Genomic DNA, 21,989 nt, shown 5'->3' on the forward strand with positions numbered 1-21,989 from the left:
GCCGGGTGGCCCATGGCCCGTGCCGGGGCGCGGGGACACGCTGAAGACGTCGGGTCCCGATGCATCAGGAGGTTGTGATGAACGCTCCGACGACGACCAGCATGCTGCGCGCGCTGCCCGCCGAGCACCGCGAGCGGCTGATGCACACCGCCCGTGAAGTGTCCTTCCCGCAAGGAGCACGCCTGTTCGAGGAAGGGGGGCGCGCGGACCGCTTCTGGATCATCCGCACCGGCACGGTCGATCTCGACATGCATGTGCCCGGCCGTCGCGCCGCCGTCATCGAGACCCTCGGCCGCGATGAACTCGTCGGCTGGTCCTGGCTGTTCGCCCCGCACGCCTGGCACATGGGCGCCGAGGCGACGACGCCGGTACGAGCGTACGAGTTCGACGGGGCGGCGATCCGCTCGATGTGCGAGGACGACCCCGTCCTCGGCCTCGCGGTCGCCCAGTGGGTGGGCGGGATCGTCGCCCACCGCCTGAACTCGGCCCGGACCCGGCTGCTGGACCTCTACGCCCCGTACGGCAGCGGGCGCTGACGCGGAGGGCGGACGGTTGATTCGTAGGGCTGATTCGTACGGCTGATTCGTACGGCTGATCCGTACGGCGAGGAGATGTCATGCACGGCGGTCCGCTCATCGTCAGCGACGTCATGACCCACACGGTCGCCGCCATCGGGCGCGGCGCGTCCTTCAAGGAGATCGTGCGGATGATGCAGGACTGGAAGGCCAGCGCCCTGCCCGTCCTGGAGGGCGAGGGCCGCGTCGTCGGTGTCGTGTCGGAGGCCGACCTGCTGCCCAAGGAGGGCGTCCGCGACGACGAGCCCGACCTGACCGGATCCGAGACGGCCGAATCCGGGACGGCCGAATCCGGGACGGACAGCGGGAGCAGCAGCCCCTTCGCCCGGCTGCACGGCCACGCCCCGCTCGCCAAGGCCGACGCGGTGACGGCGGGCGATCTGATGACCGCCCCGGCGGTCACCGTCCGCGCCGACGCGACGCTCGCGCAGGCGGCACGGACCATGGCGCGCGCCCGGGTCAAGCGGCTGCCCGTCGTGGACGACGTGGGCATGCTGGAGGGCATCGTCAGCCGGGGCGATCTGCTGAAGGTGTTCCTGCGCGGCGACGAGGAGATCGCGGAGGAGGTCCGGCGGGTGCTGGGCTCCTGCTGCCCCGCGCCGCTCTCGGCCGTGAGCGTCGACGTGGAGGACGGCGTCGTGACGCTCGGCGGCCACCTCGGGGACACCTCCCTGGTGCCCGTGGTCGCGCGGCTGGCGCGCGCCGTGGAGGGCGTCGTGGACGTGGAGTTCGACCTCGCGGACGAGGCGGCCGGGACGGCGTAGCCGGGACCAGCCCCAGGTGGGAGCACCTGCGAGGAAGCACCGAGGTACCGTTGGGGCCGGTCGGCCCTAGTGCCTCCGGTCCTCGGCAGGTGATGATCGCGGCACGGGCGGTCCGCAGTCCGTCTCCACCGGAAACGAGAGGTCCTCATGGCCGAGGCACGCACCTTCACCGAGCAGAACCCGATTCGGGTGTTCCTGCTGGACGACCATGAGGTCGTACGACGCGGCCTGGCCGATCTGCTCGACGCCGAACCCGACATCCAGGTGGTGGGCGACGCCGACACGGTCGAGCACGCCCTCGCCCGCGGCCCGGCGGTGCGCCCGCACGTCGCCGTCCTCGACGTCCGTCTCCCGGACGGCGACGGCATCACCGTCTGCCGTGAGCTGCGCAGCCGGATGCCGGAGCTGGCCTGTCTGATGCTGACGTCGTTCGACGACGAGGACGCGCTGCTGGACGCGATCATGGCCGGCGCCTCGGGGTACGTACTCAAGCAGATCAGGGGCTCCGACCTGCTCTCGGCCGTGCGCACCGTCGCCTCCGGGCAGTCCATGCTCGACCCCGCGACGACCGCCCGGCTGATGCGCTCGCTGCGCGCGGACACCACCGAGCAGCCGGCGATGGCGCCCGAACTGGCCAGCCTGTCCCCGCGCGAGCGGGACATCCTGGCGCTGATCGGGGACGGGCTCACCAACCGGGAGATCGGCAAGAAGCTCTACCTGTCGGAGAAGACCGTCAAGAACCACATCTCCCGGCTGCTCGCCAAGCTCGGCGTCCAGCGCCGGGTACAGGCCGCGGTCCTCGCCTCCCAGCTCGAACCGCCGGTGTCCGGGTGACCCAGGCCCCTTAGGGTCATCAGGGTGCGGGCCTCTTGGGTCATCAGGGTCCGCGAGAGGCCGCATGGCCCCTGCTCGTCCCCCCTCCCCGAACGCGACGCTGGAGTGGTCATCGACCAGCCTCGCGGATCCTCTGCGCGGGGCGGGGAGGAGCCCCGATGAACTCGGCGCGTCTGGACGTCGCTGCCCTGGAGACCCTGGTCTCCGCCGCGGTCGCCGCGCCCAGCATCCACCCCACGCGGCCCTGGCGCTTCCGGCTCGACGCGGACACCGTGACGCTGGAGATACGCGCCGTGCCGGACGGCGGGCCGCGCCCGTCCGACCCGGCGGGGCGCGCCCCGCACCTCGCGGCGGGCTGCGCGGTGCTCAACCTGCGGGTGGCGGTGGCGCACTTCGGCTGGGAGCCGGTCACGCGCCTGCTGCCCCGCCCCGAGGAACCCGATCTGCTGGCCACCGTACGGATCGTCGGCGGCAGCGGGGACGTCCCGGCCCCCGGCCTGTACGACGCCCTGTGGCGCAGGCACAGCAGCCGCTTCCCGTTCTCCGGAAGGCCTCTGCCCCGTGCCGTGCTCGGTGAACTCGCCGCCGCCGCCCGCGCCGAGGGAGCGCTGCTGAGCCGCCCCACGCCCGAGGAGACCGAGCGCCTGCTGGAGCCGGCCTCGGAGGCGGACCACCGTGTCTCGACGGACTCCGACCCGGCGGCGCGGAGCCGCACATACGCTCCGCAGCCGCCGGAGCCGCTCACGCCGCGCGGCTGCCGGGACCGCCTCCCCGGGCGGGGCCCGCCCACCGGCATCCGGCCGCGGTGACGGCCCGGCCCCTGCTCGCCGTGGTGACCACCGCGGGCGACGAGCGGATCGACTGGCTGCGGGCCGGGCAGGCGCTGCAGCGGGTCCTGCTGGTGGCCACGGCCCACGGCCTGCGGACCTCGCTGCTGGACCAGGCGCTGGACCGGCCCGGCCCGCGCGCTCGCCTCGGGCCCGGGTCGTGCGGGGCCGGTCACGCCCAGATGGTGCTCCGCCTCGGTTACGGCCCCGAGGGGCCCCCGTCACCGCGTCGCGCCGCGCAGGAAGCGGGCACCGGCCGGGGTCACCGTGCCGTCAGTCGTCCGCCGACGCCACCGGCACGCACCACACCAACTGCGTCCCGTTCCCCTCGCAACGTGCGCCCAGCGTGAACGTGCCGCCGAGGCCGAGGGCCCGCTCCTGAAGGTTCCGCAGCCCGCTGCGCGCGACGTTCTCCGGCACCCCGCAGCCGTCGTCGGCCACCGTGAGCCTCAACTCGCCGTCCGCGCACAGCAGATGGACGTCCACCGCGTGGGCGCCGGAGTGCCGGGCCGCGTTGCTCAGCGCCTCGCCGAGCACGGCGACCACATGGTCGGCCACATCGCCGGGGACATCGGTGTCCACCAGCCCCTCGATCCGCAGCGCGGGGCTGAAGCCCAGCGAACCGGCCGACGCCGTCACCGCCTGGGACACCCGCATCCGCAGCCCGGCCTCCTCCTTGGCGCCGCCGCCGCCGTGCGCGCGGAGCCCGAAGATGGTGGACCGGATGATCTTGATGGTCTCGTCGAGGTCGTCGACCGTCCGCGACAGCCGCTCCACGGCCTCGGGGTGGTCGACGAACCGCTGTGTGCTCTGCAGGGTCATACCGGCCGCGAAGAGCCGCTGGATCGCGAGGTCGTGCAGATCGCGGGCGATGCGGTCACGGTCCTGCAAGAGCGCGATCTGCTCGGCGTCCCGGCGCCGCTCGGCCAGCTCCAGCGCCAGCGCGGCCTGCCCGGCGAACCCGAGCAGCGGGCCCGAGTCGGCGTCCGTGAACGGCGTACGGCTCTCCGCGCGCCCGAGCAGCAGCACCCCGATGGACTTGCCGCCCGCGCCCAGCGGCACCCCGACCACAGGTCCGAGCCCGGTCCACAGGGCCGAGCCCGGGTCGATCCGGGAATCCTGGCGTATGTCGGCGCTGATCACCGGCTCCGAGGTGCCGAGGACGGCCTCCACGAAACCGTCCTGCCCGGACATCACGAAGCCGCGGCGGCGCTCCGCCCCGAGGCCGACCGCGAGCAGCGGCTGGAGCACGTCCTCGCCGGGCACCCGCTCGGCGATCATCCCGACGTCGGCGGACGCGATCTCCTGCGCCCGCTCCACGATCATCTCCAGCACGCCCGTGCTCGGCGCTCCCGACAGCAGGGCGCTGGTGACCTGGGAACTCGCCCTCAGCCAGCGCTCGCGCAGCCGTGCCTCCTCGTAGAGCCGGGCGTTCTCGATGGCGACACCGGCCGCCACCGCGAGCGTGGAGAGCACCGACTCGTCCTCGGCGTCGAACTCCCCGGCGCTGCGCTTCTCGGTGAGGTAGAGGTTCCCGAAGACCTGGTCGCGCACCCGGATGGGCACGCCGAGGAAGGAGCGCATCGGCGGATGGTGGGCCGGGAAGCCGTACGAGGCGGGATGCTCCGAGAGCTCGGCGAGCCGCAGCGGCTCCGGGTGCCGGATCAGCTCCCCGAGGATGCCGTGCCCGCAGGGCAGTTCCCCGATCCGGGCGCGCTCGTCCTCGCTGATGCCGACGGTGAGGAACTCCGAGAGCATATGGTCGTCGCCGATGACGCCCAGCGCGCCGTACTCCGCGTCCACGAGCACCACGGCCGCTTCGACGATGCTCCGCAGCACCTGCGGCAGATCCAGCTCCCGGCCGACCGACAGCACGGCCTCCAGGAGGTTGTGCACCCGGTCCTGGGTGCCCCGCGCCGCGTCGATACGGGCCTGCAGCTCGTCGAGCAGCTCATCCAGCCGCAACTTGGGCAGGTGCTGCTCCGACGGCACGCGCCCTTCCCCGCTCATCGCTTCCTCCGACCGACTTCACGCAGTCAAGGTGCGGATCGACGGCACCTTCTCAGGGCCTCACGATACTGGGTGCCGCGCGCGACCGAGGACCCGCGCTCATCTGGACCGGCCGCTCGACCCCTCACCCCGGGTGCCACAGGTTCCTCCCGGTGCCCGCTCATCGCGCCCCCTGTCCGGTTTGCCCCTACTGTGCTGAGAAGACGACGCTCTGTGCTGAGACGACAGCGCTGTGGAGACGACCGACGGTCCGGACGCTGGAGGTGGTGGTGGCGGATGCGGCAGGTCCGGCCACCGGACCGAGGCGGCGGCGCCCGGCGCGCGGCACCCGGCCGTCCCCCTCCCCGCGCCGCCCCCGGCGCGCTCCCGCCTCGGGTGCGGCCGGGCACACGGTGGTCCCCTGGCTGCGCGTCGCCGCCGCCTACGCCTGGCGCCTGATCCTCGTCGGTGCCGTCGTCTACGGCGTCTTCACCATCCTCGGCCGCTTCCAGCTCATCGCGGTGGCCCTGTTCCTCGCGCTCATCATCGCCTCGGTGCTGCGCCCGCCCACCGATCTGCTGAGCCGGTGGACACCCCGTCCCCTCGCGGTGGCCGTCGCGCTGGTCGGCAGCCTGTTGCTGCTGCTCGGACTGCTCGCCCTCGTGGCCGAGGCGGTGGCCGGCGAGTGGGCCACCCTGTCCCGGGAGTTCCGCGGCGGCATCCGGCAGATCGAACACTGGCTGGAGCGCCCGCCGTTCCGGATCAGCCCCGGCAGGTTCTCCGAACTCCAGCAGCAGATCGTCCACTATCTGTCCACGCACCGCACGAACCTCCTCAGCAGCGCGGTGAGCGGCCTCGGCCGGGTCGTCGAGGTGATCACCGGTATCGCGCTCGCGCTCTTCGCGTCCGTCTTCTTCCTCCACTCGGGCGAACGGCTGTGGCGCTGGGCACGCGACCAACTGCCCCAGGACGCACGGCCGGTGTGGGACCGGGCGGGGCACGCGGCCTGGCGGACGTTCGCCGGGTACACCCGCGGCATCATCATCGTGGCCGCCTTCAACGCCGCCCTCGTGGGTATCGGCCTGCTCATCCTGCGGGTGCCGCTCGCCCTCCCGCTCACCCTGCTGGAGTTCTTCGCCACGTTCATCCCGCTCGTCGGCTCGCCCATCGCCCTCGGTGTGGCCACCATCGTCGCCCTCGCCGGGCGCGGGCCCCTCACGGCCGGGGCGGTGCTGCTGCTGATCGTCGTCGTCGGTGAGATCGAGGGCCATGTCCTGCACCCCGTCGTGATGAGCTGGGCGGTCCGGCTGCACCCTCTCGTGGTCGGTGTCTCCGTGATCGCGGGCAGCATCGTCTCGGGCGTGATCGGCGCCATCGTCGCCGTGCCGCTCGTCTCGGTCGTCTGGGCCGTCGTCCAGGCCCTGCGCCGCACGCCCCCGTAGCACCTGTCGCGGCATACGACACGGGCCGGTCCCGAGGGACCGGCCCGCGCTGTGTTCAGTGGAACCGGGTCACTACGCCTTCTTCAGCGTGAAGTCGCCGGTGACCGCGACCCCCTTCTTGATCTTCACCGTGGTGACGGTCGGCTGGTAGCCGTCCTTGGCCACGATCACGGTGAGCGGGTTGTTGCGGGTGTCCAGCCAGAGGGCGAAGGTGCCGTCCTTGGCGGTCCGCAGCGTGTAGCTGGTGGCCCAACTGTCGATCTGGACCGTCGCCCCGGCGAGCGGCGCGGTGCCGCCCTTGCCGTCGGCGCCCAGCACGGTCCCGGTGTACTTGCCCCAGGTGGCCGGCGGGTTGACGTGCATCGTGATGTTGATGTTGTCGTTCGCGTACGGGGTGTCGGTCTTGGCGGTCAGCGCGGCGGTGTAGGCACCGGGCTGGGTGATCTCGGGAACCGAGGCGTCCAGCGTGACGGTGACCGTCGCGCTCGCGCCGGGCTGGACCGTCACCGACTCCTGGCTCGTGGAGAGCCAGGTGACGTCGGAGGAGTCGCCACCCTGCTCATAGCCGGGCAGCACCTCGACGGCGGAGATCGGCGGCGTGAAGCTGCCACCGGGGTTGCCGCCGACCTTGTAGAAGCCGCTGGCGCCACCCGTGCGGTAGACGCTGGTGTTGGCGTTCGGCAGGGCGGTCCAGCTTCCGGTGCCCGGGTCGAAGGCGTAGCCCTGGTTGGTGATGGCGGTGCTGTCGCTGGTCACACCGCTGGAGACCAGCAGCATGCCGTTGCCCACGCTGTACGCCGAGCCCCACAGGTCGGCGGGCAGGTCGGCGACGGGCGACCAGGCGTCGGTGCCCGGGTCGTAGACGTAGGAGTGCTTGGTCGAGGCGGTGCCGTTGTTGCCACCGGCGCAGTAGAGCTTGCCGTCGATGCCACCGCAGGACTGCCAGGAGATCGGCTCCGGGTAGGAGGCGATGTTCGACCAACTGTCGGAGGCCGGGTCGTAGACCGTGGCGTCCTTGGTGCCACAGCTACTGGTGCAGCCGCCGACGACGTACAGCTTGCCGCCGAGCACCGCGCTACCCGAACCGGCGTACGGCTTGGGCGAGGGCGCCTTGGTGGACCAACTGTTCGAAGCCGGGTCGTAGACCTCCAGCTTGGCGACGGGGTCACCGCCCGCACCCCAGCCGCCGACCACGTACAGCTTGCCGCCGATGAAGCCGTGGGCCGGGTTGCCCTCACGGGTTTCGGACGCGGAGGCCAGCTTGGTCCAGGCGCCGCCGTCGGGGTCGTAGGCGTACAGCGCGTTGGTGTCCGCACTGCCGGTGAAGCCGAAGCCGGAGTAGACCTTGCCACCGAACACCGCGCCGATGTTGTCCTGCACCGCGCCCGGCAGGTTGGGCATCGGCTGCCAGGCGTCACCCGCGGCATCGGCAGCCGGAGCCGCGTTCGAGGTCTGGCCCTTGCCGAGGGCCAGCGGGGAGTAGTCGCCCTTGACCAGGTTGAGCGGAGCGCCGCCCTTGACCTGCTGCGTGAACCCGCCCGGCTGCTCTGTCAGAGTGAGGCTGGCAGGCGCCCCACCGGTGTTCTTCACCGTCAGGTCCTGGGTACCCTTCCCGCCCCAGCCGACCGTCTTGTCGACCGAGTTGGGGGTCACCGTCAGCTTGCCGGCCCTCAGGCTGAAGTCGGCCTTGCTGGTGCTGTCCGCCGCCACGTCCACCGTCTTGTCCACGTCGCCGTACTTCGACTTGGCGGCGGTGAACTTGTGGCTACCCGTCTTGGACGTGAACATCCAGTAGAAGCTGCCACCGAGCGCCGGGTCGTCCGGGGTGGCCGCGGTGGTGGCCTTGTCCTGCGGGGAGTCGGTGTTGACGACGGTGGCGCCGACGACACCCTCACCGGTGTTGGCGTCCTTGACCGTACCGGCCACCAGACCGCCGTCGACTGCTTCGTAGGTCTTCTTGCCGACGAACACGTCGTCGAGCTGCCACCAGTAGCCGTAGCTGGCCGTGAAGTGGAACCGCAACTGCACGCTGGGCTTCCCGGCGTACTGGGTCAGCGGAACCTCGACGTGAGCCGGGCCGGCCAGGACGGTGGTGCGGTTCCAGACGTTGGTCCAGGTCGTACCGCCGTCGGTGCTGACGTCGATGTTGCCGGCCTGGTTGGAGAAGTTCTTGTAGTCGGTGTTGAAGGACAGCTCGGGGCTGTCATTATCACTCAGGTCGAAGACCGGGCTGATCAGCGAACTGTCCTGCTTCTTGCCGCTGCCGTAGTGGTCGCTGTCGACGATGGCGAAGGTGCCCGAGCCGCCGGTCTTGTTGCCCCGCTTGTGCGGGTCGCCGAACTCCCAGCCGCCGGTGGTGCCGTCGGCGTTGACCACGCTCCAGCCTGCGGGGGCGTCGGTGGCGGAGTCGAAGTGCTCGGTCGGACCGGACCGCTTGATCTCGTAACCGGGTGCCTTGTCCGACGTGGGGTCCGCCTTGGCCGCGACGTTCACGGCCTGCGCCGCGTCACCCACGGCCACCTGCTTGGTGACGGGCTCGTAGCCGGGGTACACGGGGGCGAAGTTCAGGGTGTACTCGTCGCCCTCCGGCAGGTCGACGCTGTACTCGCCGGTGTACGGATCGGTGAAGATCGGGGCGCCGGGCACATTGCTGACGGTGATCTTCGTGTAGAGCGGCCAGCCATGGCCGGAGCCATCGGTCACCTTGCCGGTGACGGTCTGGTGGGGCACCGCGTCCAGCGCGAAGTCGGTCGTCGCGGTACCGTCCGCGTCGACGACGACGCCGCGGGCCTTCTTGGCCTTGTAGCCGTAGGCGTACGCGGCCATGTCATACGTACCGGGCGGGATCGTCAGGTTGTAGTGCCCCTGGGCGTCGGTGACCGCCCGGTAGGAGCCGGCCACGACGGAGGCGCCGGCGAGCGCCTTGCCCGAGCCGTCGGTGACGGTGCCGGTGACCTCGCCGTGATTGCCGACGGCCTGTTTCGCCTCGGGGCCCGACGCGGTGGCGGCGGTGCCCTGAGGAGCTGCCGCGGCACCGGCCGCCTGGGTCATGGGGAAGCCCAGAACGGCCACGGCCGCCGCGGTGAACGCAGCCAGCCGCGCGGAGGTTCTCCGCGCGGCTGGTCTGGAGTGACTCGATGTGCTGCGCAATGTGTGACTCCCATGCTTGCCGAGCTGGGGTCGACCCGTGCGCTGGTTCTCGGTCGACAGTGGATGGGGTTTCATCCACCGCCGACAACTAATGCACCAGGGGCATGTCCTCGACAAGAGGGCCATGTATGGCAGATACCTGACATGGCATGAACCCGCCAACGACATGCGACCAAGATCATAGGCTCCGCCGTCACAACGTGCTACGGCGTACCCAAAACCGACGGTCACCACTCGGGCTCTTCCTGACGACAGGTCCCATCCTGGCTGTTCCTGACTGTTCCCGGCTCTTCCTGGCGCTGACCGACGGGAATCCAACGCTCAGCAGATACGCGGGAGTTGCTCCCCCACCGGCAGGTCGACCACCCGGGTGCCCCCCAGGCCGGTGCGGGCCACCACCATGCCCGGGTGGTCCTCCACCACCTCGCCGATGATCCGGGCCTCCGTTCCCAGAGGGTGTGTCCGCATCGCGTCCAGGACGGCGTCGGCGTGCTCGCGCGGGACGAACGCCACCAACTTGCCTTCATTGGCTACGTACATGGGGTCCAGGCCCAGCACCGCGCAGGCGTTGGCGACGGCCGGCGGGACGGGGACCTCGCGTTCCCTGATGACGACCCCGGTGCCCGAGGCGGCGGCGATCTCGTTCAGCGCGGCGGCCAGACCGCCCCGCGTGGGGTCGCGCAGCACATGCAGATCCGGTGTGACCGCGAGCATGGTGTCGACCAGTCCGCCGAGGGCCGCGCAGTCGCTCTCGATCTCCACGCCGAACTCCAGCCCCTCCCGGACGCTCATGATCGCCACGCCGTGCACACCGATGGCACCGCTGACGATGACGACGTCACCGGGGACGACCCGCTGCGGTCGCAGGTCGACACCGGCCGGAATCAGGCCGATTCCGGCCGTGTTGACGTAGACACCGTCGCCGTGCCCGGCCTCCACCACCTTGGTGTCCCCGGTCGCCACCTCGACACCGGCCGCCCGCGCGGCAGCGCCGAGCGCCTCGGCGACGCGGCTCACCGTCTCCAGTCCGACGCCCTCCTCGAGGATGAATCCGCAGGAGAGATAGGCGGCCCTCGCGCCGCTCATGGCAAGGTCGTTGACGGTGCCATTGACGGCGAGATCGCCGATGCTGCCGCCGGGGAAGAACAGCGGCCGTACCACGAAGGAGTCGGTGGAGAAGGCCAACCGCACGCCACCGAGCGCGAGTTGTGCGGCATCGCCCGCCTGCGCGAGCACGGCGCCCCCGTACGCGGGCGCGAAGACGTCCCGTACGAGTTCCGCGGAGAGCATCCCGCCCCCGCCGTGGCCCATGACGACACGGGACTGCTCGCTCAGCGGAGCCGGACAGGTCCAGGCCGCCGGGTCCAGGGAGGCGGTCAGATCGGTGGTCTCAGACAACGGGGCTCGCCTCCCGGGGCGTCGGGGTGGTCTCGAGGCGCCGGTAGAGGTAGTACGCGGCGCAGGCGCCCTCGCTGGAGACCATGGTGGCGCCGAGCGGGGTGCGGGGGGTGCAGAGGGTGCCGAACGCCTCGCACTCGTGCGGCTTGAGCAGGCCCTGAAGCACCTCGCCGCTGCGGCACTCGGCCGGTTCACGGGTCTTGATGCCGTCCACCCGGAAGCGGAACTCGGCATCGTACTCACGGTACTCGGCGGACAGCCGCCAGCCGCTGTCCGGGATCACCCCGATCCCGCGCCAGGCACGGTCGGTGACCTCGAAGACGTCCTCCAGCATGGCCTTGGCCGCCGCGTTGCCCTCGGGCCGTACGGCACGGGGGTAGGCGTTGTCGACGGTGTGCTCACCGCGCTCCAGTTGGGCCACGGTCCGCCGTACGCCTTCGAGGATGTCGAGGGGCTCGAACCCGGTCACCACGATCGGGACACCGAAGCGCTCGGCCAGCTCGGGGTACTCCCCCACGCCCATCACGCTGCACACATGCCCGGCCGCCAGGAAGCCCTGGACCCGGCAGTCCGGCGAGCGCATGATCGCCTCGATGGCGGGCGGCACCCGCACATGGGAGACCAGCAGACTGAAGTTCTCGATGCCCAGCTTGCGGGCCTGGTACACCGTCATGGCGTTGGGCGGCGCGGTCGTCTCGAAGCCGATACCGAAGAACACCACCTGCCGGTCGGGGTGTTGCCGCGCGAGCCGCAGGGCGTCCAGCGGCGAGTAGACCACGCGTACGTCGCCGCCCGCCCCGCGCACCTGGAACAGGTCCCGTCCCGTGCCGGGCACCCGGAGCATGTCGCCGAAGGAGCAGAAGATCACCTCCGGGCGGGAGGCGATCTCCAGCGCCTTGTCGATGACCTCCAACGGGGTCACACACACCGGACAGCCGGGCCCATGGATCAACTCCACCTCCGTCGGCAGCAGTTGGTCGATGCCATGGCGGATGATGCTGTGCGTCTGTCCGCCGCAGACCTCCATCAGCGCCCAGGGCCGGGTCACCGTGGCATGGATGTCGTCCAGGAGCCGGCGCGCCAGCTCCGGGTCCTGGAACTCGTCGATGTACTTCACTTGCGTACCTCCTCGGCCGCGGGCGGGAGCCCTCCCCCGGCCTCGGCGGCCTGCTCCCAGGGGTCGCCGAACTCCTCCTGCAACAGGCCGAGGTTCTCGAAGAGTTCGAGCGTCTGCCGCGCCGACTCCTCGTCCAGGCGCTGGAGCGCGAAGCCGACGTGGACGATGGCGTACTCACCCACCTTCAGGTCGGGCAGGTACTCCAGGCACACCTCCTTGACCACACCGCCGAAGTCGACGGTGGCCATCCGGGTGCCGTCACGTTCCTCGATCTCCAGCACTCTGCCGGGTACCGCCAGGCACATGGGCCTCTCCTCGCTGTGGGGGTGGGGTCGATCAGGGACGTTCGCCGTTCTCCTCGGCCCGCGCGGCCACCATGAGCTGGCCGAGCGCCAGACCGCCGTCACCCGGCGGCACCAGGTGGTGGCGCAGCACGGTGAAGCCGTCCGCTTCGAGCGCCCGCGAACAGCCTGAAGAGAGCAGGGAGTTGAGGAAGACACCGCCGGTCAGGGCGACGGTGTCGAGGCCGTGTCGCTCGCGCGCCAGGACGCAGAGGCGGTGGACGAGGCCGGTGACGGCCCGGTGGAAGCGGGCCGCGATCAAGGCCGGTCCCACGCCTGCGCGCAGGTCGTCGACGACGGCCGCGAGCACCGGTGCCGGATCCGCCTGGACCGGCCCGCCGCCCGGCCGCGCGGGCCGCAGGGCGAAGGCGTAGGCCGTGGTGTCGTCGGCCGGTGCCCGCAGCGCGGCGGCCTCCAGCTCGACGGCGGCCTGGGCCTCGTACCCGGCGCGCTGGCACACGCCCGCGAGCGAGGACACGGCGTCGAAGAGCCGCCCCATGCTGGAGGTGGGCACACAGTTCAGGTTCCGCTCCAACTGCCGTTCCAGTACGCGGAGTTCGTCGGGCGGGCAGGCGGCCGTACAGGCGAGCCGGTCCGACCGGTCGAGCCCGGCCGCCCGCAGGTGTGCGAGCGCCATGCGGTAGGGCCGCTGCACCGCGGCGTCACTGCCGGGCAGCGGCACATACGCGAGATGCCCGAACCGGGTGAAGCCGTCGTAGTCGGCGAGCAGGACCTCCCCGCCCCACACCGCCCCGTCGTCCCCGTAGCCCGTGCCGTCGAAGGCGACGCCGATCACCGGCCGGCTGCCGTCTCGTCCGTTCTCCGCCATCGCGGCGGCGACATGCGCGTGATGATGCTGGACCTGGACGACGGGCCTGCCTGCGGCGTTGCGGACGGCCCACCGGGCGGAGCGATAGCCGGGATGCCGGTCGGCCACCAGCATCTCCGGCCGCACCGGGGTGATCGACTCCAGGTGGGCCGCGGCCCGCTCGAAGGCCCGCTGGGTGGCGAGGTCGTCCATGTCGCCGATGTGGGCGGACAGCCAGGCCCGGCGGCCCTCCCCGAGACAGAGGACGCTCTTGAGGTCCCCGCCGACCGCGAGGGCCGCCCGCACCGACACCGGAAGCGTCACCGGCAGCGGCGCCCAGCCACGGGCACGGCGCACGATCAGCGGCTCGCCGTCGCACACGCGCACCACCGAGTCGTCGCACGGCACATGGATCGGCCGGTCGTGCGTGAGCCAGGCGTCGGCGAGGTGCGCGAGCCTCGACAGGGCCTCCTCGTCGTCGGTGACGAGCGGCTCGCCGGAGACGTTGCCACTGGTCATGACGAGCAGCCGGGGGCCTTCGGCATCCCCGGGGAGACCGAGGAGGAGATGGTGCAGGGGCGTGTACGGCAGCATGACGCCGAGGTCGGGGCTGCCGGGGGCGACGGCCTCGGCGGGCCGCAGGGCCCCCGGCGCGGTGCGGCGGCGCAGCAGCACGATGGGCCGGGTGCCGCCGGTGAGGAGACTCCGTTCCGTCGGGCCGAGCCGGACCAGGTGCTCGATGTCGTCGACGCCGCGGGCCATGACGGCGAACGGCTTGTCCCCTCTCCCCTTCCTGTGTCGCAGCAACGCGACGGCGGCGGGGTCGGTGGCGTCGCACGCCAGGTGATAGCCGCCGAGCCCCTTGACGGCCACGATCGCTCCGTCCGCCAGCAGCGCGCGGGCCTCGGCGACCGGATCCGCGGTGGCGACCGGCCGCGGCGGGCCGTCGCCGTCCGGTCGGCGCAGGAGCAGTCGGAGCCGGGGGCCGCAGGCCGGGCAGGCGACCGGCTGTGCGTGGAAGCGGCGGTCGGCCGGATCGGCGTACTCGCGGGCGCAGTCGGGGCACATCGGGAAGCCCGCCATGGTGGTGTGCGGCCGGTCGTAGGGCAGACCGGTGACGATCGTGAACCGCGGGCCGCAGTGGGTGCAGTTGACGAAGGGGTGGCGGTGGCGCCGGTCGGCGGGGTCGGCCAGTTCGCTCAGGCACGCGGCGCAGGTGGCGGTGTCCGGCGGGATCGACGTCCCGGCCGGGCCGCCCGTGCGGGAGGCGAGGATGGTGAAGGCGGTGTCGCCGGTGGCGGGCATCTCCTCGTACCGCACGTCCTCCACGCGGGCCAGCGGTGGCGCGTCGAGCGCGATCCGGTCGCAGAACCGGGCGACCGCCTCGGGGTCCCCCTCGACCTCGGCGAGGACGCCTTCGGGGGTGTTCGTCACCTGTCCGCTCAGGCCCAGGCCGGTGGCGAGAGCGTGCAGATACGGCCGGAAGCCGACCCCCTGCACCACACCGTGGACGCTGACCTTGCGGCGCAGGGGTGCCGGAGCGGCGACGGCCCTCGGGGGCGGCGGGCCGCTCACGAGCCGGACGGGGCCATGGCGCCGGTGCCGTCCGCGTGGTCATGGGTGTGCCGGTGCGGCCGTCGGGCCATGACCGGGGTGTGCACGGGGGCGCCGTCCGCGGCGGCCAGCGCCCGGTCCAGCAGGGCGCCGACGCCGACGCCCGCGCGAGCCGAGGTCAGCAGCACCTCCACCCCGGGGTTGACCTGCTCGACGTTCGCGCGGAACGTCGCCTCGTCGAAGGCGACGGCCTCGGCGATGTCGGTCTTGGTGACCACGACCAGATGGGCGAGTCCGAAGGCGGTGGGGTACTTCAGCGGCTTGTCCTCGCCCTCCGTCACGGAGGCGAGGACGACGCGCAGGGTCTCCCCGAGGTCGTACGAGGCCGGGCAGACGAGGTTGCCGACGTTCTCCACGAACAGCAGCCGAGCGGCGCCGGGCGGCCAGCCGTCCAGATGGCGGCCGAGCATGTCGGCCTCCAGATGGCACAGCCCGTCGGTGAGGATCTGCTTGACCGGAACGCCCGAACGCGCCAGCCGCGTCGCGTCGTTCTCCGTGGCGAGGTCGGCGGTCAGCGCGGCGACCGGCACGGATCGCTCGCGCGCGAGGACGAGTTCGCGTTCCAGCAGGGCGGTCTTGCCGCTGCCGGGACTGGAGAGCAGATTGACGACCGCGGTGCCGCGAGCCGCCAGTTCCGCGCGCAGGGTGTACGCGCTCTGTTCGTTCTTGGCGAGTACGGCCTGCTGGAGGTCGACCACTCGGCACATGGTTCAGCGCTCCTCGGGGATCGGTTCGCGGGTGGCCGCGTGCGCCGGGCCGTCCTCCCAGTGCACGCTGACGATCTGTAGTTCACGGCCCGCCAGCAGGTCGGTGGTGCCCGCGCCGCAGCGCGGGCAGCTCAGCAGGGGCGGCATGCCGACGAGCCACTCGTGGGCGCACGGGGCGCAGCGGGCCCGGCCCGGCACCGCTTCGGTGACCAGCTCGGCGCCCGCCAACACCGTTCCGGCGCAGGCGAGTTCGAAGCAGAAGGACAGGGCGTCGGGGACGACACCGGCCAGTTCGCCCACCTGGAGCCGTACCGAGCGCACCGCGGTGACGTCCCCTGCTCGTTCGGCGGCTTCCTCCACCTGGCCGACCACGGCCAGTGCGATGGACATCTCGTGCATCGGTCTCCGTCCCGGCGAGACGTCTGGGGCGGGGCGTGGGTACGCAGCCGCCGACGACCATTAGAGGTGAGGCGCCGGAGGCCGAGGGACCGGCGCGCCGTCGCCGTCCGGCCGCGTCCGCCGTTCGTCGCAACGGCACGGCGCCGTCGCGCGCGCCCGCGGAGCGTCACATCCTGCGGATCCGCAGATAGCGCAGGATGTCGGGCATGGTCTGCGCGACGAGGGCGGCCACGGCACCGACTGCCAGACCGCCGAGGATGTTCCTCGACAGGGTGCCTCGCCTCACCACCCTCACTTCGCGGACCCGGGGGGCACGGATGGCGGCGCGACTCCTTACGTCGCGGCTCGTTACGTCGCGGCTCGTTACGTCGCGGCTCCTCAGGTCGCGGCTTCTCAACAAGTCGCGGCTTCTCAGGTCGCGGTTCCGGGAACCGCAGACGTCGGCTCGGGTTCGGGGGGTTCGTCGCTCCACAGCATCTCCTCGATCAGTCGGACGGCCTCGGGTACGGCGGCGGACACCTGTGGGCTGAGGCCGATGCCCTCGTCCAGCGAGGCCGGTTCGCACCCCACGACGAGCGTGCGCCGCGGTGGCTCTCCCCCGGTCTGGGCGCAGAGCGTGCCCAGCAGGGCGAGGACGGCGTCGGGGGTCATCCGGTGGCCGTCCAGCGGGGCGCCCGGTGTCCCGGTCCCGGCGGTGTCGGGTTCGAGCACATAGAGGGTGCCGGGTTCCTCGCCCCGTACGGTGGTGTCCACCAGGATCAACGTGTCGTAGCCGTCGAGGAGTTGGTACGCGAGGTGCACTCCTCGTACCCCGATGTCCACGACCTCGGCCCGGTCGGGTCGCGGGCGCGCGGCCAGGGCGCGTGCGGTCTCCACGCCGAAGCCGTCGTCGCCGAGGAAGATGTTGCCGATCCCGGCGACGAGGACGCCGCCGCTCGCGGGTGGGCTCATGCGTCGTCCTCCAGGAGGGTGACTTCGTCGGGCTGGAAGTAGAGGAAGCGGCCCTGCTCGCGGCGGATGTCGGCGCCCGGGTCGTCGTCCAGGGTCACCGCCAGATGCACCGTTCCGTCCACGTCGTGCAGCACGGCCTCGACCTTCGCGGTGCGCCCGCACAGGAAGAAGTCCTGGGCGTCGGTGTGCCGCAGGCCGGGGTCGAGCCGAACTCGGCTTCCGGCGGCGACGGTCCGGCCGTCCACGACGGCATGGTCGTGTGCCGGGTCGAAGCCCGCCTCGCTCGCCGGGTCCCACCAGGGGGTGTCCGTGGGCGGGAGTCCGTACTCGTCGGGCAGGGGCGCGTCGGGCGCGGGTCCGGTCACCTCGCGCAGGCCGCGCACCGCCCCGTGCAGGCGCTCCAGGACCTCCGGGGGCATCGACTCCGCGAGGTCGACGGCGGCGGCGGCCCGCTCGTCGGTGCCCCGTGCCTCCCGCTTCTCCTCGTCGGTGAGGGCGGCCGTGCGCAGCGCGAGGATCTCGTCGATCTCGGTGGCGTCGTACAGGGCGCCCGGGCTCTCGGGGGCGATGGCCGGATGGTCCTCCAGGATGATCGGCGAGGACAGCATCAGATCCGCCTGACCGACCGCACCGGCCAGTACGGGCCAGGTGTGCAGGTTGCGGCAGGCGGCGACGGCGGCCTTGGCCCACTCGGGGGGATCCGTCATCGACAGGAACGACCCGGTGCTCAGCCCCATCAGCAGATGGCTGGCCACGAGGGAGCGCGGGAGTGCCGCGTCCCGGCCCGCGGCCTCGTCCTGAGCGGGCGTCCAGGTGCTGGTGTTCTCGACCACGGCGCTCAGCCGTACGACCCGGTAGGGGCCGTCGAGTTCGCGGGCCGACAGCCGCAGCGCGCCGTCGAGTTGCTCGTAGCGGCGCAGCACTCGCCCGGCCAGGAAGCCGTTCTCGTCCCGTACGGGTTCGCTCTCCTCCCCGGCGGGGCGGGTGAAGGGGATCGTGACCCCGTCGCCGTCCAGGAGCGAGTCCATGGTCACGACGGCCTCGACGCGCTCCTCACAGCCTTCGTCCCAGGGGACCAACACCCGGTCGGGCAACCGGAGTTCGGCGACGGTCTCGAACCCGCCGCCCGGCCGCACCTGTTGGACCGTCCTGCGGCGGGCGCGCAGGAAGCGCAGTTCGACCGCGAGGGTGGTGCCCGCGCGGGGCTCCAGCAGGCACTCGGTGTGCTGGAAGTCGTGTTCGTCGCGCTCGGCGCCCCAGGCGGGCGGTACGAGCACGCCGAACTGCCAGCGCAGCCGGTTCTTGGCGGACGAGGCCCGGTAGGGGTAGAGCACATAGCCCTCGAAGAGGACGGCGTCGGCCACCTGCCGCGCGTGGGCGAAGCGCGCCTCCGTCTCGGGGGCGAACGCGGTCACGCTCACGGAGCGGTCCTTCCGGTGAGGGTGCGGCGAGGGCTCGGCGGGTCGGGAGGGTCCGCCTCGTCGAGCAGGGCCCGTACGGTCGCCTCCCAGGAGGGCAGCGCTCGCCGCGAGCGGAAGGCCAGCAGGGCGTCCATGGTGGCGCGGGGCAGCCGGATCCAGCCGCACCCGGGGAAGTGCTGCTCGATCATCTCCCGCCAGATCGCGACCGGCATCCCGAAGAGCGCCTCCCGGTCCCAGGGGACGGGTTCGACGCGGAAGCCGCCCGCTCCGGTGAACGCCGTACCGGAGAAGAGCATCCGCAGCGGGACCTCGCCGCCTTCGAGGGCGGCGAGGTAGCGGGAGGCGGCGATGTCCAGGTCGTAGGTGCAGGGCACCACGAGGTCGGTCTCGGTCCGGCCGGTGAACCCCTGAACCATGAGCGGGACTTGGGCGAACTCCAGCGGCTTCAGGGTGCTGCCCCAGCGGGAGCGGTCGCCGAACAGGTCCACGAGTCCGTCGCTCTCGGCCGTCTCGTAGCCGCGCCGGGCAGGCTCGATACGGATCTGGCAGCGCAGCGCGAGGGCGTGCACGGGGGTGTCGTCGTCGGGCGTGGTGATGCGCAGCCGGAACACGAGGGTGGGTCCGACGGCGTAGCGGTCGGCGCGAACGCCCGTGCAGGAGAAGGTCAGTTCCGTCATGACCTGTCCTCCTCGCCCACGGGTCTGGCGCGCTCCTCGACCTGGGCGAAGAACGCGTCCAGGGCGGCGCGGGCCTCCGCGCCACCGTCGAAGCCCTGCCACAACAGGCGCATACGGCCGACGAGTTCGTAGCAGATGTCGATCGGCACGAGGTGGCAGGTGACGCGCCCGGCGGGGTCGCGGTGCAACAGCAGGGCCTCCACGTCGGGTTCGAGGAGGCCGACGAGGCGGCTGTCGCCGAGGACCGTGCTCCAGGCCTCCGGTTCGAGTTCGCTCTCGGTGGCTCCGGCGGGGCTCGGGTAGAGGGCCACCAGCCGGTCGAGCGCGGGGTTGCGGAAGAAGAAGACGACGCCGACCGGGATCTGCAGCGCTTCCCAGGCCCGGTCGTCGAGGTGGTGGCCGGGGTCGGTGAGGTAGCGGTCCGGCACGGCGCGGAAGCGGCCGTCCGTGGCGCCCGGCCGGTCCATCAGCAGGAAGCAGGGCGGACAGGCGCAGACGAGGCGGCGCTGGTCGGTGTCCACGAGATGCCGGTGCCGCGCCTCGTCCACCACCGCCGCGCACAGCCCGCAGCGTTCGGGCTGGGGTGGGCGTTCGGCCAGGAACCTGCGCAGCCCGGCGGCGGGCGACGGTGCGGCAGGGGCGCTCATGGCGTCCTCGTCGGCGCCGCGCGGGTGCCGATCTGGAGCAGGACGGGTTCGCGCTCCCCGGCTTCCACCTCGACCACCGTGACCTCGGGCGCGAAGCAGGCCAGGGCCTCCTCCGCCGCCTGCCGGACCGCTGCCTCGCCGCCGCAGCCGCAGCCCGCGCCCCGGGCCGTCCGCAGGCGCAGGGTCCCGGTCGTCTCGTCGAAGTCCACGACCTCGAGGTCGTGGCCGCGGACGGTGGCGAGCGCGCGGGCGACACGGGTCTCGCGGTCCTCGGGGTGGAGGTCGTGCAGGACGAGCAGGCTCGCCACGAGGTCGTCGCCGAGCAGGCCGGTCACGGGGGCGTCCTGCGGCAGCAGGTCGAGGATCCGGGCGAGGCCCGCGCCGTAGAACTCCATGAGGGCCCGTACCAGGTCCTCGGCCGCCGCGGTGACGGCCGGGTCGCCGCTGGCGGCCAGTCGGTCGAGCACCTCCTCGACGCGCCGACCGGTCCGCACCGCGTCCACCGGACTCCTCCCGGAACTCGCCGCGCTCATCCGGCCAGTCCGCTCAGGCCGGTGGGGACGTGCATCGTCTGTACGGTCCTGCCGCCGCCGACGTACATGTGGACACCGCAGGGCAGACAGGGGTCGAAGCTGCGGACGGTGCGCATGATGTCGATGCCCTTGAAGTTCTCCGGGGAGTTCTCCTCGAAGATCGGCGTGTTCTGGACGGCGTCCTCGTACGGGCCGGGGGTGCCGAAGCTGTCCCTGGCGCTGGCGTTCCACGGGGTCGGCGGGTACGGGTGGTAGTTGGCGATCTTCCCGTCGCGGATCACCATGTGGTGCGAGAGGACACCGCGTACCGCCTCGGTGAATCCGACGCCGATGCTCTCGTCGGGGACCTCGAACTTCTCCCAGGTCCGGGTGCGTCCGGACCGTACCTCGTGCAGTCCCTGCTCCGCGAAGTACAGGGCGAGGGCGGCGGTGTAGGCCTGGAAGTAGGTGCGGGCGCGGTTGCGTTCCAGCGCGTTGCTCCAGCGCGGGATCTTCCACTCGAAGGTGGTCTCCGGCTTCGACATCGTGCGGGGCAGGTTGATGACCACGCTGTGGCCGGTGGACTTCACATAGCCGGTGTCGACAAGACCGGCCAGCGCGGTGCTCCACAGCCGGGCGAGGGGGCCGCCGCCGGTGTCCAGGGCGAGATGGTCCTTGCCGTCGAACCAGCGCGGCGACATCACCCAACTGTACTTGTCGTCGAAGTTCCGCTTCTGCGGTGCCGGGATGGTGTGCTGGTTCCAGGGGTGGCGCGGGTCGACCCGGTTGCCGAGCGGGTCATGGGTGACGAACTGCTCCTTGCCCTGCCAGTCCTGGTAGTACGAACTGCCCAGCAGGATACGGATACCGAGGTTGATCTCGGTGAGATCGGTGGTGATGAGTTCGCCGTCCACGACGATGCCGGGGGTGACGTACATCTTCCGTCCCCAGTCGGTCATGTTGGCGTAGGTGAAGTCGCAGTGCTCCGGGTCGTTGAGCGCTCCCCAGCAGCCGAGCAGCACCCGGCGCCGGCCGACCTCCTCGTATCCCGGCAGCGCCTCGTAGAAGAAGTCGAACAGGTCGTCGTGCAGGGGGACCACGCGCTTCATGAACTCCACGTACCGCATCAGTCGGCTGAGGTAGTCCGTGAACAACTGGACGGAGGCGACGGTGCCGACACCGCCCGCGTAGAGCGTGGAGGGGTGCACATGACGGCCCTCCATGAGGCAGAACATCTCCCGGGTGTAGCGGCTCACCTGCAACGCCTCGCGGTAGAACTCGCCTTCGAGGGGGTTCAGGGAGCGCATGATGTCGGCGATGGTGCGGTAGCCGTGCTCAGCGGCGTGCGGGGCCTCGGTGCGTTCGGCCAGTTCGAGGACGCCGGGGTTGGTCTCCTTGACCATCTTCTCGCAGTAGTCGACCCCGACCAGGTTCTCCTGGAAGATGTTGTGGTCGAACATGTACTCCGCGGCCTCGCCGAGGTTGATGATCCACTCACCCAGGTGCGGGGGCTTCACCCCGTAGGCCATGTTCTGCGCGTACACCGAGCACGTGGCGTGGTTGTCACCGCAGATACCGCAGATACGGCTGGTGATGAAGTGGGCGTCGCGGGGGTCCTTGCCGCGCATGAACACGCTGTAGCCGCGGAAGACGGACGAAGTGCTGTAGCACTCCGCGACCCGCTTCTGCTTGAAGTCGATCTTCGTGTGGATGCCGAGGCTGCCCACGATCCGGGTGATCGGGTCCCAGGACATCTCCATCAGACCGCTGCCGTCGCGGGCTGCCTTCGTCGTGGCTGTCATCGTGTCTCTCGTGC

General features: G+C 71.7%; 21 protein-coding genes. 6 read left to right on the top strand and 15 right to left on the bottom strand.

Annotated elements, in window-relative coordinates:
* The first annotated feature begins 77 nt into the window (after positions 1-77).
* The 5 genes from NGF19_RS15780 (at position 78) to NGF19_RS30980 (ending at position 3,350) form a co-directional block, all read left to right on the top strand.
* Positions 78-536 (top strand): cyclic nucleotide-binding domain-containing protein, encoded by a 459-nt coding sequence (locus NGF19_RS15780; protein WP_252425536.1) that lies wholly within the window; start codon positions 78-80, stop codon positions 534-536.
* An 80-nt stretch (positions 537-616) separates the two neighbouring features.
* Positions 617-1,339, top strand: a complete 723-nt coding sequence (locus NGF19_RS15785) for a CBS domain-containing protein (RefSeq protein ID WP_252425537.1) — start codon at positions 617-619, stop codon at positions 1,337-1,339.
* Positions 1,340-1,486: 147 nt separating this feature from the next.
* Positions 1,487-2,173, top strand: a complete 687-nt coding sequence (locus tag NGF19_RS15790; protein WP_252425538.1) for a response regulator — start codon at positions 1,487-1,489, stop codon at positions 2,171-2,173.
* Between the two features lie 158 nt (positions 2,174-2,331).
* Positions 2,332-2,982, top strand: coding sequence for a hypothetical protein (locus tag NGF19_RS30975; protein WP_308288488.1), 651 nt, complete (start codon positions 2,332-2,334; stop codon positions 2,980-2,982).
* A complete protein-coding gene (locus tag NGF19_RS30980; protein WP_308288489.1) occupies positions 2,979-3,350 on the top strand; it encodes a hypothetical protein in 372 nt (123 codons plus the stop codon). The genes NGF19_RS30975 and NGF19_RS30980 overlap by 4 nt, the downstream gene beginning before the upstream one ends.
* On the opposite strand, the gene NGF19_RS15800 is transcribed toward NGF19_RS30980, so the two are convergent.
* Complete coding sequence (locus tag NGF19_RS15800) at positions 3,274-5,010, bottom strand: sensor histidine kinase (RefSeq protein ID WP_252425539.1); 1,737 nt, start codon at positions 5,008-5,010, stop codon at positions 3,274-3,276. The genes NGF19_RS30980 and NGF19_RS15800 overlap by 77 nt on opposite strands.
* A gap of 263 nt (positions 5,011-5,273) precedes the next feature.
* On the opposite strand from NGF19_RS15800, the gene NGF19_RS15805 reads away from it, so the two are divergent.
* Entirely contained in the window at positions 5,274-6,431 is a 1,158-nt protein-coding gene (locus tag NGF19_RS15805) for an AI-2E family transporter (RefSeq protein ID WP_372505662.1), read from the top strand.
* A gap of 72 nt (positions 6,432-6,503) precedes the next feature.
* On the opposite strand, the gene NGF19_RS15810 is transcribed toward NGF19_RS15805, so the two are convergent.
* The 14 genes from NGF19_RS15810 to NGF19_RS15870 form a co-directional block, all read right to left on the bottom strand.
* Positions 6,504-9,503, bottom strand: a complete 3,000-nt coding sequence (locus tag NGF19_RS15810) for a carboxypeptidase regulatory-like domain-containing protein (RefSeq protein WP_252425540.1) — start codon at positions 9,501-9,503, stop codon at positions 6,504-6,506.
* Between the two features lie 399 nt (positions 9,504-9,902).
* The gene (gene hypE, locus NGF19_RS15815) at positions 9,903-10,979 is read right to left on the bottom strand and encodes a hydrogenase expression/formation protein HypE (RefSeq protein WP_252425541.1); all 1,077 of its coding nucleotides are present in this window, start codon (positions 10,977-10,979) and stop codon (positions 9,903-9,905) included.
* A complete protein-coding gene (gene hypD / locus NGF19_RS15820; RefSeq protein WP_252425542.1) occupies positions 10,972-12,096 on the bottom strand; it encodes a hydrogenase formation protein HypD in 1,125 nt (374 codons plus the stop codon). The genes hypE and hypD overlap by 8 nt, the downstream gene beginning before the upstream one ends.
* Positions 12,093-12,401: a HypC/HybG/HupF family hydrogenase formation chaperone gene (locus NGF19_RS15825; protein ID WP_252425543.1), complete on the bottom strand. Its 309-nt coding sequence runs from the start codon at positions 12,399-12,401 to the stop codon at positions 12,093-12,095. Before NGF19_RS15825 ends, hypD begins: the two co-directional genes overlap by 4 nt.
* A 31-nt stretch (positions 12,402-12,432) precedes the next feature.
* Positions 12,433-14,820: a carbamoyltransferase HypF gene (gene hypF, locus NGF19_RS15830; protein WP_252425544.1), complete on the bottom strand. Its 2,388-nt coding sequence runs from the start codon at positions 14,818-14,820 to the stop codon at positions 12,433-12,435.
* The gene (hypB, locus tag NGF19_RS15835; RefSeq protein WP_252425545.1) at positions 14,817-15,566 is read right to left on the bottom strand and encodes a hydrogenase nickel incorporation protein HypB; all 750 of its coding nucleotides are present in this window, start codon (positions 15,564-15,566) and stop codon (positions 14,817-14,819) included. Before hypB ends, hypF begins: the two co-directional genes overlap by 4 nt.
* A 3-nt stretch (positions 15,567-15,569) precedes the next feature.
* The gene (locus tag NGF19_RS15840; RefSeq protein WP_252425546.1) at positions 15,570-15,965 is read right to left on the bottom strand and encodes a hydrogenase maturation nickel metallochaperone HypA/HybF; all 396 of its coding nucleotides are present in this window, start codon (positions 15,963-15,965) and stop codon (positions 15,570-15,572) included.
* 166 nt (positions 15,966-16,131) lie between these two features.
* Positions 16,132-16,251, bottom strand: coding sequence for a DUF6893 family small protein (locus NGF19_RS31125; RefSeq protein WP_372505663.1), 120 nt, complete (start codon positions 16,249-16,251; stop codon positions 16,132-16,134).
* A gap of 125 nt (positions 16,252-16,376) precedes the next feature.
* Positions 16,377-16,916, bottom strand: coding sequence for a hydrogenase maturation protease (locus NGF19_RS15845; protein WP_252425547.1), 540 nt, complete (start codon positions 16,914-16,916; stop codon positions 16,377-16,379).
* Complete coding sequence (locus NGF19_RS15850) at positions 16,913-18,337, bottom strand: hypothetical protein (protein WP_252425548.1); 1,425 nt, start codon at positions 18,335-18,337, stop codon at positions 16,913-16,915. The genes NGF19_RS15845 and NGF19_RS15850 overlap by 4 nt, the downstream gene beginning before the upstream one ends.
* Positions 18,334-19,014 (bottom strand): DUF6084 family protein, encoded by a 681-nt coding sequence (locus tag NGF19_RS15855; RefSeq protein ID WP_252425549.1) that lies wholly within the window; start codon positions 19,012-19,014, stop codon positions 18,334-18,336. Before NGF19_RS15855 ends, NGF19_RS15850 begins: the two co-directional genes overlap by 4 nt.
* The gene (locus NGF19_RS15860; protein ID WP_252425550.1) at positions 19,011-19,661 is read right to left on the bottom strand and encodes a DUF5947 family protein; all 651 of its coding nucleotides are present in this window, start codon (positions 19,659-19,661) and stop codon (positions 19,011-19,013) included. The genes NGF19_RS15855 and NGF19_RS15860 overlap by 4 nt, the downstream gene beginning before the upstream one ends.
* Positions 19,658-20,194, bottom strand: coding sequence for a NifU-related iron-sulfur-binding protein (locus tag NGF19_RS15865; protein ID WP_252425551.1), 537 nt, complete (start codon positions 20,192-20,194; stop codon positions 19,658-19,660). The genes NGF19_RS15860 and NGF19_RS15865 overlap by 4 nt, the downstream gene beginning before the upstream one ends.
* A complete protein-coding gene (locus tag NGF19_RS15870) occupies positions 20,191-21,975 on the bottom strand; it encodes a nickel-dependent hydrogenase large subunit (RefSeq protein WP_252425552.1) in 1,785 nt (594 codons plus the stop codon). The genes NGF19_RS15865 and NGF19_RS15870 overlap by 4 nt, the downstream gene beginning before the upstream one ends.
* Between the last annotated feature and the right edge of the window lie 14 nt (positions 21,976-21,989).

This window comes from Streptomyces macrolidinus (genome assembly GCF_023887685.1).
Lineage (GTDB): Bacteria > Actinomycetota > Actinomycetes > Streptomycetales > Streptomycetaceae > Streptomyces > Streptomyces macrolidinus.